The organism is Sporosarcina sp. UB5 (genome assembly GCF_050859005.1).
GTDB lineage: Bacteria > Bacillota > Bacilli > Bacillales_A > Planococcaceae > Sporosarcina.
The window spans coordinates 1087145-1099844 of sequence record NZ_CP125984.1 but is presented as its reverse complement, the minus strand read 5'-3'; the positions used below and the strand labels follow the sequence as shown (position 1 = coordinate 1099844).

Annotated in this window: 13 protein-coding genes; 11 read left to right on the top strand and 2 right to left on the bottom strand. The window is 41.9% G+C overall.

Going from position 1 to position 12700, the window contains the following annotated elements; all coding sequences use genetic code 11:
• Positions 1–47 precede the first annotated feature (47 nt).
• The 9 genes from yidC (at position 48) to QM454_RS05795 (ending at position 9679) form a co-directional block, all read left to right on the top strand.
• Positions 48–821: a membrane protein insertase YidC gene (gene yidC, locus QM454_RS05835; protein ID WP_432362778.1), complete on the top strand. Its 774-nt coding sequence runs from the start codon at positions 48–50 to the stop codon at positions 819–821.
• Positions 818–1600, top strand: a complete 783-nt coding sequence (gene jag, locus QM454_RS05830; RefSeq protein WP_432362775.1) for an RNA-binding cell elongation regulator Jag/EloR — start codon at positions 818–820, stop codon at positions 1598–1600. The genes yidC and jag overlap by 4 nt, the downstream gene beginning before the upstream one ends.
• A 184-nt stretch (positions 1601–1784) precedes the next feature.
• Positions 1785–3170, top strand: a complete 1386-nt coding sequence (gene mnmE / locus QM454_RS05825; RefSeq protein WP_432362772.1) for a tRNA uridine-5-carboxymethylaminomethyl(34) synthesis GTPase MnmE — start codon at positions 1785–1787, stop codon at positions 3168–3170.
• A gap of 176 nt (positions 3171–3346) precedes the next feature.
• A complete protein-coding gene (mnmG, locus tag QM454_RS05820) occupies positions 3347–5236 on the top strand; it encodes a tRNA uridine-5-carboxymethylaminomethyl(34) synthesis enzyme MnmG (protein ID WP_432362769.1) in 1890 nt (629 codons plus the stop codon).
• A 61-nt stretch (positions 5237–5297) separates the two neighbouring features.
• Entirely contained in the window at positions 5298–6014 is a 717-nt protein-coding gene (rsmG, locus tag QM454_RS05815) for a 16S rRNA (guanine(527)-N(7))-methyltransferase RsmG (RefSeq protein WP_432362766.1), read from the top strand.
• Positions 6015–6266: 252 nt separating this feature from the next.
• Complete coding sequence (gene noc / locus QM454_RS05810; RefSeq protein WP_432362763.1) at positions 6267–7127, top strand: nucleoid occlusion protein; 861 nt, start codon at positions 6267–6269, stop codon at positions 7125–7127.
• Positions 7128–7319: 192 nt separating this feature from the next.
• A complete protein-coding gene (locus tag QM454_RS05805) occupies positions 7320–8081 on the top strand; it encodes a ParA family protein (RefSeq protein ID WP_432362760.1) in 762 nt (253 codons plus the stop codon).
• Positions 8074–8910 (top strand): ParB/RepB/Spo0J family partition protein, encoded by an 837-nt coding sequence (locus tag QM454_RS05800; protein ID WP_432362757.1) that lies wholly within the window; start codon positions 8074–8076, stop codon positions 8908–8910. Before QM454_RS05805 ends, QM454_RS05800 begins: the two co-directional genes overlap by 8 nt.
• A gap of 61 nt (positions 8911–8971) precedes the next feature.
• Positions 8972–9679, top strand: a complete 708-nt coding sequence (locus QM454_RS05795; RefSeq protein WP_432362754.1) for a DUF554 domain-containing protein — start codon at positions 8972–8974, stop codon at positions 9677–9679.
• Here the strand turns inward: QM454_RS05795 and yyaC are convergent.
• On the bottom strand, positions 9648–10226 hold the full coding sequence (yyaC, locus tag QM454_RS05790; RefSeq protein WP_432362751.1) for a spore protease YyaC: 579 nt from the start codon (positions 10224–10226) through the stop codon (positions 9648–9650). The genes QM454_RS05795 and yyaC overlap by 32 nt on opposite strands.
• A 161-nt stretch (positions 10227–10387) precedes the next feature.
• Here yyaC and QM454_RS05785 point away from each other — a divergent pair, with 161 nt between their 5' ends.
• Together QM454_RS05785 and ychF are read left to right on the top strand one after the other, a co-directional pair.
• Positions 10388–10591: a DUF951 domain-containing protein gene (locus tag QM454_RS05785; RefSeq protein ID WP_432362748.1), complete on the top strand. Its 204-nt coding sequence runs from the start codon at positions 10388–10390 to the stop codon at positions 10589–10591.
• An 81-nt stretch (positions 10592–10672) separates the two neighbouring features.
• The gene (gene ychF, locus QM454_RS05780; RefSeq protein WP_432362745.1) at positions 10673–11773 is read left to right on the top strand and encodes a redox-regulated ATPase YchF; all 1101 of its coding nucleotides are present in this window, start codon (positions 10673–10675) and stop codon (positions 11771–11773) included.
• A gap of 45 nt (positions 11774–11818) precedes the next feature.
• Here the strand turns inward: ychF and QM454_RS05775 are convergent, their stop codons facing one another.
• Positions 11819–12379, bottom strand: coding sequence for a DUF3267 domain-containing protein (locus tag QM454_RS05775; RefSeq protein ID WP_432362743.1), 561 nt, complete (start codon positions 12377–12379; stop codon positions 11819–11821).
• Between the last annotated feature and the right edge of the window lie 321 nt (positions 12380–12700).

Genomic DNA, 12700 nt, shown 5'->3' with positions numbered 1-12700 from the left:
AACTGAAATCATCGATAGTTCATAGAAACAGATTTGGGGGAACCAACTTGAAAAAAAGAGCCGCGTTATTACTTATGCTGACTGTAGTGTCGGTATTCCTAGCCGGATGCTCGGAGTTTAATCAGCCAATTTATGATACGAGCGAAGGTTTTTGGAATAAATTTATTGTTTGGCCGTTAGTATCCTTAATCATTACCTTTAAAGACCTATTAGGCACATACGGACTAGGAATTATCGCCGTAACAATTATTATCCGACTCGTCTTGCTACCATTAATGATTAAGCAAGCACAAAGTTCAAAAAGAATGCAACAAATGCAGCCGTTGTTGAATGAATTAAAAGAGAAATACAAATCAAAGGACGCTGTAACACAACAAAAATATCGTGAAGAAATGCAAAGAGTGATGACAGAGCAGAAAATTAATCCTGCTGCAGGATGTCTGCCTGTACTGATTCAAATGCCGATCATTATCGGACTTTATCATGCCATCAGCAGGATGAATGCTACTCCGGAAATCGAAATTGGAAATATCCTTTGGTTCGAACTTGCAACACCTAGCATTACACTTGCCGTTGTTGCGGGGCTCATGCAGTTTGTCGTTTTACGGACAGGTCCTGCCATGGATAATCCACAAATGAAAATGATGATGTATATCATGCCTTTCATGATTATGATTTTTGGTACATTCCTGCCAGCAGCACTAGCACTTTATTGGGTTATCGGTAATATCATTTCAATTATCCAGAATATCTTCATTTACAAACCATTTAAGAAAAAAGAAGAAGTGGCACCTGTAAAAGTGGGAGGGAAACGGAAATGAAAAAGATAACGCGAAAAGGGGCAACAGTGGATGCTGCGATTGCGGCAGCTCTACATGAGCTCAATGTTACGCGTGAAGAAGTCAATGTTGAAATAGTTGAAGAGGGAAGAAAAGGGTTTCTTGGATTTGGAGCAAGGGAAGCCGAAGTAATCGTTGCTGTAAAAGAAACAAGTAAGCAAGAAGTGAATGAACCTGAAGAGACCGATGTACAAGTTCGGGTAGAAACGGTAGAACCGGCAATTGTCGAAGAGAAGGTTGTTGAGACTGCTGTCGAACCGGTAGTAAAAACTATCCAAGTAGAGACGAAGGAACCGATTGCATCAGACGAACAAGCAATTACCGAAACAACAGCTTATGTGAAGGAAATTGCAAAAGCGATGGGAATTGATGATCTAGTCGTTAAACACGAAATGGATGGGAAATATCTATCCTTCCAATTGGAAAGCGAGAAAGCTGCATACTTAATTGGTAAACGCGGTCAAACATTGAACGCTTTACAGCAACTTGCCCAGCTCGTCGCCAACAAAACGTCTGAACAATTTAAAGTTGTGCGTCTTGACGTAGGTGATTATCGTGAACGCCGCGAACAATCATTGGAGCAATTTGCGGAGAGGATGGCCGATCAAGCTGTTCGAAATGGAAGGAAAGTTGAATTAGAACCAATGCCTTCTTATGAAAGGAAAATCATTCATAACGCATTATCAAACCGATTAGATATCGAAACGTATTCGGAAGGGACGGATCCGAACCGATACCTCGTTATTGAGCCAATCAGTTAATAAGCAAACCCCGTGAAGGTTCACGGGGTTTTTATGTGCGTGGAAATAACTAGTTATAGTTATCCACATTTTTTTAGTTCCACAACTATGAGAATGTCCGAATTTGTGTTATTATATGTTGTCAGATAGTCCAGTCAAAACAGGTTATCCACATGTGGGTAACCAAGTTAGGAAGGTGAAGAATATGCATTATGATACAATAGCCGCCATTTCGACTCCAATGGGGGAAGGGGCTATCGCCATCGTCCGGCTAAGTGGAGATGAGGCTATCGGCATTGCAGATAAAATTTTCCGTTCTCCGTCAGGTAAAAGACTTGCGGATGAACAATCACATACAATCCATTATGGGCATTTAGTGGATCCGTCTACGGAGGAAATTGTCGAGGAAGTCATGGTATCCATTATGAAGGCTCCAAAAACATTTACCCGTGAAGACGTTGTCGAGGTGAATTGTCACGGCGGCGTTGTGGCGGTGAACCGTGTCCTCAACCTCGTGTTGAAAGAAGGAGCTCGCCTTGCAGAACCAGGCGAGTTTTCTAAGCGTGCATTTTTAAATGGACGCATCGATTTATCGCAGGCGGAAGCAGTCATGGACCTAATTCGTGCAAAAACAGATCGCGCGATGAATGTCGCCTTGAATCAGATGGAAGGAAAACTTTCCAGGCTTATTGGCGAACTGCGGCAAGCGCTCCTTGAAACGTTGGCGCAAGTCGAAGTGAATATCGATTATCCGGAATATGACGACGTTGAAGAAGTGACGATTCCGCTCATGATTGAAAAAGGGACGTGGGTGAAAGAAGAGATCGAGAAGCTTCTGCGCACTTCATCCCAAGGGAAAATTCTCCGTGAAGGGTTATCGACAGTTATCGTTGGAAGACCAAACGTTGGAAAGTCTTCTTTGCTGAACAGCCTCGTTCAAGAGAATAAAGCGATTGTTACCGATATTGCAGGGACGACGCGTGATATCATTGAAGAATACGTAAATGTTAGGGGAGTGCCGTTACGTCTAGTAGATACAGCTGGTATCCGAGAGACGGAAGATATCGTCGAGCGGATTGGGGTTGAAAGATCCCGTCAAGTCTTAAAGGAAGCAGACCTCATCTTGCTTGTCTTGAATAGTTCAGAACCGCTGACAGATGAGGATATCCGGCTTTTCGAAGCAACAGAGGGAATGGACATGATTATCGTCATCAACAAAACCGACCTGCCGCAAAAAATCGATATGCAGCAAGTGAAAGAGTTGGCTGGCAAAGGTGCAATTGTCACAACATCCATCCTGAAGGAAGAAGGCATTGACGAATTGGAAGAAGCGATCGCCAAGCTCTTCTTCGAAGGAACGCTCGAGGCGGGTGACCAGACATATGTATCCAATGCAAGACATATCGCACTGCTCCATAAAGCTCATAAAACTATCCAGGATGCTTTGTACGCTGCAGATGCTAATGTGCCCGTCGACATGATCCAAATTGACGTAACGCGCACGTGGGAGCTCCTAGGCGAAATTGTCGGCGATACCGTCCAAGACAGCCTCATCAACCAGCTGTTCTCTCAGTTTTGTTTAGGTAAATAAAAGCGGAGGGAGGCGTTTAGCCCCGACAGGTACTGGAAGATTTGAAACTAAGGCGCTTTTTGCCTTAGTTTCAAATCTGAAGTGACCCGAGGGGCTGTCTCCCGAAGTCTAGATAGTAACTATAATAGACACGGAATATAGCAACACCATTCAAAAAATAGGAAGGATGAACGAACATGCCACAATTTGAAGCAGGCACGTTCGATTGTATAGTCATCGGAGCAGGCCATGCCGGCGTTGAAGCGGCATTGGCATCTGCAAAGATGGGTGCATCGACATTGGTGCTGACAATGAATCTAGACATGATCGCTTTCATGCCATGTAACCCGTCACTTGGAGGACCCGCAAAAGGGATTGTCGTCCGTGAAATTGACGCACTTGGCGGAGCGATGGGGAAAGTAATCGATAAAACACACATCCAAATGCGGATGTTAAATACAGGAAAAGGGCCGGCTGTCCGTGCGCTTCGTGCACAAGCAGATAAAGTGCTCTATCAACAAGAAATGAAACGCATTCTTGAAGAACAAGAAAACTTAACGCTCCATCAAGGAGTCGTTGAAGAATTAATCGTCGAAGACGGCGAAGTGAAAGGCCTCATTACGCAAATCGGTGCAATCTACCGTGCGAAAACGGTCATCATTACGACAGGAACTTTCCTTCGCGGGGAAGTCATTATCGGCGACTTAAAATATTCAAGCGGCCCGAACAACCAAATGCCAGCTATCAAGCTTGCCGAAAATCTTCAAGAGCTCGGATTGGAAACGGTCCGTTTCAAAACGGGTACACCACCGCGAATTAACGGTAAAACAATTGATTACAGCAAAACAGAAATTCAACCGGGTGACGACGTACCTCGGGCATTTAGTTACGAAACGACTCAATTCATCATGGACCAACTGCCTTGCTGGTTGACGTACACAACACCGTTAACACATGAAATTATTAATGAAAACCTTCATCTTTCCCCGATGTATTCAGGGATGATTAAAGGGAAGGGGCCAAGCTATTGCCCTTCAATTGAGGACAAAATCGTCCGTTTTGCGGATAAGTCTCGCCATCAGATTTTCTTGGAGCCAGAAGGGCGAAATACAAAAGAGTATTATGTCCAAGGACTTTCAACAAGTTTGCCTGAACACATTCAACGTAAGTTAATTGAAAGTGTGCCGGGACTTGAAAAAGCGGAAATGATGCGTGCTGGATATGCAATTGAATACGATTCCATCATTGCGACACAGCTTTGGCCAACACTTGAAACGAAAAAGATTAAAAACCTATATACAGCTGGCCAAATAAACGGGACATCTGGATATGAAGAGGCAGCAGCCCAAGGAATTATGGCAGGTATTAATGCGGCGAGCAAAGTACTTGGCAAAGAAGAAGTTATTTTAGGAAGATCGGATGCTTATATTGGCGTTCTAATCGATGACCTCGTAACGAAAGGAACGAGCGAGCCATATCGCCTTCTAACGTCGAGAGCGGAATACCGTCTCTTGCTACGCCATGACAATGCAGATTTACGTCTCACTGAAATCGGGTACAAGCTTGGGTTAATTAGTGAAGAGCGTCACGAGAAATTTTTACTCAAAAAGCAGCAAATTGAAGAAGAAATTGAACGCCTTCGAAAAGTAACGATTAAACCAAGTGAAGCTGTCCAGGAAATTATCCGTGAATCGGGTGGTACTGAGCTTCGCGAACCGATGAAAGCGGCGGATCTGTTAAAACGTCCGGAAATGAAGTATGAACAAATTATTACTGTTACGCCACCTGAAGAAGAAAAATCTGAAGAAGTGGCGGAGCAAGTTGAAATCTTCATTAAGTATGAAGGCTATATCGAAAAATCGATGCAACAAGTAGAACGTATGAAGAAAATGGAGAACAAAAGAATCCCCGAGAACATTGATTACAATGCTATTTCTGGAATTGCCAAAGAGGCGAAAGCAAATCTATCTGCTGTTAGACCGTTATCCATTGCGCAAGCATCAAGGATTTCTGGAGTAAACCCTGCAGACATCTCCATTCTACTTGTCTATATCGAACAAGGAAAAATCGCGAAAATTTCAGGTTAACATCATGTGACTGATGTGGGGTTAAGTCCGCATCAGTCTTTTTTTAAGAAGGAGGATACAATTGAACGAAGAACAATTCATTGAAGCGTTGAAAGAGCAGGGGATACCTCTCTCTGATTATCAGCTTCAGCAATTCAAAAAATACTTCCAAATGCTAGTCGAATGGAATGAAAAAATGAATTTAACAGCAATAACAGATGCACCATCTGTTTATCTGAAACATTTTTACGATTCCATCACTGCTGCGTTCTACGCAGATTTGAATGGGGAAAAATCGATTTGTGATGTAGGGGCGGGAGCAGGTTTCCCAAGCATTCCTTTGAAAATTTGTTTCCCTAATTTAGCCGTAACGATTGTAGACTCTTTAAATAAACGAATTACATTTTTGACTGAACTTGCAAAGGAACTCGAGCTTGATAACGTAAGATTTGTGCATGCACGAGCTGAAGATTTTGGTCAAAATCCGAAATACCGTGAGCAATACGACATTGTCACAGCACGCGCAGTTGCCCGCTTATCCGTTCTTTCAGAATTATGTTTACCTCTAGCTAAAGAGGGCGGCGTTTTCATTTCCATGAAAGGCGCAGCTGCGGAAGAAGAATTGAATGATGCAAAAAAAGCAATTAACGTGCTAGGAGCTGAACTCGTCGAGAAATTTTCATTCAGCTTGCCGATGGAAGAAAGTGAACGAAATATTTTCATCTTGAAGAAAGTGAAAAAAACGCCAAAGAAATACCCACGAAAGCCGGGCATACCGAATAAAACACCAATCAAATAATCGTTAAATGTTTCACGTGAAACATTTCGTACTTGTTAGTGAATTGCAAATCAAATAAAAATGAAAACAGGCGCTTACCAAACTTTAGCGCCTGTCTTTATACTATCCTTTTCTACTAAAGGCTAGTAACACTAAGGTTTCGTATTGTAATCTATAGAATTCTACTCTTTAATAAGTAATAAAGAGGATATATAATAGATATGACGAAATAGCTATTAAGAAGAGTAGTTTTGTAAAGGTGGGTGCCGGCGAATGAAAAACACGTTTTCACGGTTTTTTGGTAGTGGAGAAAAAGAACCTGATTTACAGAACACAAATAAAACTCCACAAGAGAAAGTCGATCAAGTAAAGATCGAATTGATTAAACCAAATAAATATCAACCTCGAACAATTTTTTCTGAAGAAAAAATTGAGGAACTTGCACGTACAATCCATACACATGGGGTGATTCAACCGATCGTCATTCGTAAAAGCGACGATGGGTATGAAATCATTGCAGGTGAACGAAGATTTCGTGCAATGAAAAAACTAGGCTGGGAAGAAGTTCCGGCTATTATTCGTAATCTTGACGATAGGGAAACAGCGTCCATTGCATTAATTGAAAATTTGCAGCGTGAAGAATTGACAGCTATTGAAGAAGCGTATGCATATGAAAAGTTGCTTGAGTTGCATGGATTAACGCAAGAAGCACTAGCGCAAAGGCTCGGGAAAGGGCAATCGACCGTTGCTAATAAACTACGGTTATTAAAGCTGCCGGATGAAATTAAAAATGGTATCCTGACAAAAGAAATATCCGAACGACATGCGAGAGCTTTAATATCGGTGAAGGATGCTGAATTACAGCATAAGCTTTTCCATGAGGCGATTGATGAGCAGCTCAATGTAAAGCAATTGGAAGAGCGCATTCAGCAAGCATTGAACCCTGTTGAAGAAGAAACGGAAAAAAAGAGAGTCGTCAAAAGAAAGTCGATCAGCAAAGACGTGCGAATTGCCTTGAATACGATTCGACAGTCGTTGGCGCTTGTTACGAAAAGCGGCATCGATGTGAAAACTGAAGAAGAAGATGCGGAAGATTTTTACACAATTACTGTTAAAATTCCGAAAAAGAAATAGAAAAACATAATAGTATTCTCGTAATTCGTTCGAGATGACTCTTGCTTTTACTAAAGCAGGAGTTTTTTTGCGCTATACATTACCACGAACCACATTTTTTTGATAAACTAGTAAAGAGTCACCGAAAAATAATGAATCTATTCATTATTGAGGATAGCCTTTTGATAGATGAGTGAGAAAGCAGGTGCAAGTGTGGGTAAAATTATAGCCATTGCCAATCAAAAAGGGGGAGTTGGTAAGACAACTACTTCGGTAAATCTTAGTGCTTGCCTCGCACATATCGGCAAAAAGGTTCTATTAATAGATGCCGATCCACAAGGAAACGCTACGAGCGGGGTAGGGGTCAGCAAAGGAGACGTACATCAATGCATTTACGATATGCTAATTGATGATGTCAACGTAAACGAAGTCATCCACCAAACGAAAATGGAAAACTTGGACATCGTTCCGGCAACCATTTCATTGGCAGGGGCGGAAATTGAACTGGTCTCCACCATTTCAAGGGAAGTGCGTATGAAACATGCAATTCAAGAGGCGAAGGAATTGTATGATTACATTATTATCGACTGCCCTCCGTCGTTAGGGTTATTGACAATCAACTCATTGACTGCGGCAGATTCAGTTATCATCCCGGTTCAATGTGAATACTACGCATTAGAAGGGCTAAGCCAATTACTAAGTACAATTAGGCTCGTCCAAAAGCATTTAAATGAAGGCCTAACGATAGATGGCGTGTTGTTGACAATGTTCGATGCGAGGACTAACTTAGGTATTCAAGTTATTGAAGAAGTGAAGAAGTATTTTCAAGATAAAGTGTACAGAACAATTATTCCACGAAATGTACGATTGAGTGAAGCGCCGAGTCATGGAGAGCCAATTATCACTTATGATGCAAGATCGAGAGGCGCGGAAGTATATTTAGAGCTGGCAAAGGAAGTGGTTCACAATGGCTAAAGGTCTTGGAAAAGGGTTAAACGCATTATTTCCAGAAGAATCATTATCGAAGGCAGAAACAATCGAGAATATTCGTTTGAAAAGCATTAAAGTGAATCCATATCAGCCAAGAAAAATATTTGACGAAATTGCAATCCAAGAGTTAAGTGAGTCAATTAAAGAGCACGGAATTTTACAGCCGATCATTGTCCGTAAAGTTGGTACAATGTATGAAATTGTTGTAGGAGAAAGGCGTTTTAGAGCTGCCAAATTGGCGGGGCTGATGGAAATTCCTGCAGTCATTAGGCAATTGACAGATGAAGAATCGATGGAAATGGCGATTCTTGAAAACTTGCAGCGTGAAGACTTAACACCGATTGAGGAAGCGGAAGCTTATCAAAAGCTTATGGATAACCTCAGTTTGACGCAGGAACAACTTGCGTTTAGATTAGGGAAAAGTCGCCCGCATATAGCGAATCATATCCGACTACTCAGCTTGCCTGAAAAAGTAAGGAATATGATTACGGAAGGAAAACTTTCAATGGGGCACGGACGAACATTGCTCGGGCTACGGAAAAAAGAACAAATTCTATTAATTGCCGAGAAGACAATTAATGAAGGATTGAATGTCCGTCAATTGGAAAGATTAGTCCATAAAATAAATGAAAATGTTCCACGTGAAACAAAACCAGAAAAGAAAAACATTTTCATCGAGGAGCAAGAGTCTCATTTGAGGGAATATTTCGGCACAAATGTAACGATAAAGAAGTCGAAAAATAAAGGTAAGATTGAGATCGAGTTTTTCACAGAAGAGGATCTTGAAAGAATACTGGATCTATTGAATGAATAAGCTTGTACCTATTTTGCTTTATGCAAAATAGGTATTATTTTTAAAGATGGAAGTGAAAGTGATGATATTACTCGGTTCAATTCTAAACGCCTTGTTAATAATAGTAGGAGCACTCCTTGGACGTTTTTTATATAACATCCCTGAACGAATGAAAGAGACCGTCATGTATGGAATCGGATTGGCAGTAACAGCAATCGGAATTCAAATGACATTTGAAAGTACGCAAATATTAATTGTCATCATTAGCATCGTAATAGGTGCTATTATCGGGGAATGGATGAATTTAGATGACAAAATAAATGAATTAGGCAAATGGATTGAACGAAAGCTTCCCTCTAAAAAAGAAGGACCTGGCATCGCGCAAGGATTCGTGACAGCAACGCTCATCTTCGTTGTCGGTTCCATGGCCATTATCGGAGCGATTGACAGTGGTTTGCGGAATGACCACGATGTGTTAATTATGAAAGGAATTATCGATGGATTCACCTCTGTCATCCTAAGTTCGACGCTTGGAATCGGGGTTGCAATATCCGCAATTCCAGTATTCCTTTATCAAGGTCTGATTACAATTTTCTCAACGCAAATTAGCCGATTTATACCGGACGATTTATTACAACTATTCATTTCCGAAATGACTGCAACAGGCGGTTTAATGATTATCGGAATTGGGTTAAATCTAATTGGCATTACGAAAATTCGAGTGGCTAATCTCATTCCAGGAATTGTTGTCGTCGGAGTTATTGTGACAATCGTTCATTTCCTGTTTTGAATCTTCCATAGGCTAATTGAAGGGAACGGGAAATAATTCGGCTCATTTCAAATGGCAGGTGCAGCCTAGTGCTTTGCAGGACAGCCTGTTCCATGAAACCTGAAATATTGACAACCCCTTTTATGGACAAATTACCGACAGGCGGCAACTCTTTACCGACCGCTTTTCCGGGATAGAGAGGTCCTTGATGAAACAATAAATGACCGACTGAATCGCTTCTCCCTAAGCAAGCATCAATAGCCACTATAAAAGGAGAAGGCTCCATCGCTAGCCGTTCTTCTAAATGTTGTTGTAGATTAAGCGCATGCAATGGCTTTTCCAACGTCCCGACGACATGAAAAGGGAACAATAACGACTCGGCTAAGTGAGATCCTGTCAACGGTCCCAGTGCGTCACCGGTGGATCGATCCGTTCCAATACAAAAGAATGTTAACGATTCTTCATGGAAAGGAATTTGTTCCAGAAAGTATGTGCTGAGCTTCCAAACAGCACCAGTTTTATTATAATGAATACGGTAATCATAATTAGTGGAAAGTGCTGTATGCATGACAAAACTCCATTCATATAAATATTTCATTAATTGATTGTGTAGCAGTATACGCGGCTTCATGAGGATTTATACGGAAAGACGTAATGAGGCTGACGAATAAGCAAACTAAAGTTATTTTTATAGTGTTCATCATTATTGATAGAGGAGTGAACTAAAAGGTGGAAAAAGAGTTTCATTTGAATGACGTTGTGGAAATGAAAAAACCACATCCATGCGGAACAAATGCTTGGAAAATTATTAGAATGGGCGCTGACATTCGGATAAAATGCGAAGGTTGTGGACATAGTGTAATGATTCCACGAAATGAATTTGCAAAGAAAATGAAAAAAGTACTCGTCAAAGCGGTAGCCGAGCAAAATTAGACAGGAACGCCAACTATTCTTATAATGGAAGAGTTGCAAACATGATCATGAAATTGACCTAAATGAAAGGTTGGGAAATAAATGTCGTTAACAGCTGGTATCGTCGGTTTACCGAACGTCGGAAAGTCGACTCTATTTAACGCAATAACGAAAGCGGGAGCAGAGGCGGCTAACTACCCGTTCTGTACGATTGATCCGAACGTCGGAATCGTAGAAGTGCCCGATGAACGTCTCCAAAAATTAACCGAACTCGTCACACCTAAAAAAACAGTGCCGACAGCTTTTGAATTCACAGATATCGCAGGGATTGTTGAAGGGGCGAGCAAAGGGGAAGGATTAGGGAATAAATTCCTCTCTCATATTCGTGAAGTCGATGCAATTTGCCAAGTCGTCCGTTGTTTTGACGATGAAAATATTACACATGTATCAGGAAAAGTGAATCCGATTGACGACATCGAAGTTATCAACTTGGAACTAATCCTTGCTGATATGGAAAGCGTGGACAAGCGATTAACGCGTGTATCTAAAATGGCGAAGCAGAAAGACAAAGATTCGATGGCTGAAGAGCCGGTGCTATTGAAATTGAAGGAAGCATTTGAAAACGAAAAGCCAGCTCGTTCCGTCGAACTGACACCGGAAGAATTCCAGCTTATTAAAGGAATGCATTTATTGACAATCAAGCCAATGCTCTACGTTGCAAACGTTTCGGAAGATGAAATCGCAGACGCAGACGGGAATGAGTACGTCAAAATGGTTCGTGAATTCGCGGAACAGGACAATGCCGAAGTGATTGTCGTCTGTGCAAAAATCGAGGAGGAAATGGCCGAACTCGATGATGAGGAAAAAGCAATGTTCCTAGAAGAATTAGGCATTAAAGAATCTGGCCTCGACCTACTCATTAAAGCTTCATATCAATTATTAGGCCTCGCAACATACTTCACGGCAGGTGTCCAAGAAGTACGTGCATGGACATTCCGAAAAGGGATGAAAGCGCCGCAATGTGCAGGCATTATCCATACAGACTTCGAACGCGGCTTCATTCGAGCAGAAACTGTAGCTTATGATGCACTCGTAGAAGCTGGCTCCATGACCGCTGCAAAAGAAGCAGGAAAAGTCCGTCTCGAAGGAAAAGAGTACATCGTCCAAGACGGCGACGTCATGCTATTCCGCTTTAACGTATAAACTAAAAAACAGCCTAAAGAGGAGAAATCTTCTTTGGCTGTTTTTTCACATGATTTCCCGCCCCGGCTTGAATAAATAGAGCTTTGGCAACTGTGGATCATCCTTCACAAGCCAATCATCCGGCAGTTTACGCAACTCCTTATACATCGCAAAATCACCAGCAGCACCACCAATAAGTAGAGCTGCCAACGTAAGCCAAACGCCGTTTCCAATCGTCAATCCAATAATGGCAGGCACTACACCAGTCGTCCAAAACGGAAGCAATAACGCCTTCTGGATTGCCTTGTTCGTCATTAGACGATCCGTCGTCGCATAAGCGATGCCTAACTTAAGATTCATCCCTATAACCATACTTCTCCAAGGTACCTTGCCGAACACCCTGAAACCAAGTAGATGAATTAGCTCATGGAGGACAATTAAAACAACATAACCAACCATTAAAAACAGAAAACTCCAAATCGTTACCGAGTAAGATACGCCTCCATCAATAAACCCTTTTACAACCAGCAAGCCAACGAGCGTTAAAATCGTGATCCACAACCCACTCTTAGCCACCTTCGGCAAATCAATCTCAACAATCCTATCCGGTTGAGCAGAACCCTCCATCTATATCACTCCTTACTAAATAAGTATACACGACATAGATAAGTTAGATTTATTAATTGAAAAGAACTTGCCGAGGATTGAAGTGAAAGGCGGCGACTCCTGGGGGAATAGCGAACGCCGTTACGAAGAACGGCGTTTGCGAGCACAAGCGCAGCGTTGCGAGCAGGATGCCTTAATTTCTGCAAAATGCGCAGAAATTAAGGCAAATCGAACCCTTCGTTGTTCGATTGGCTCAAGCCATGCCCGCGGAAAGCGAGCGCCGGAACGGAAAGCAAGTGCCTAGGTCTAATTCATATTTAATAGTTGATTGTCCACGAACAT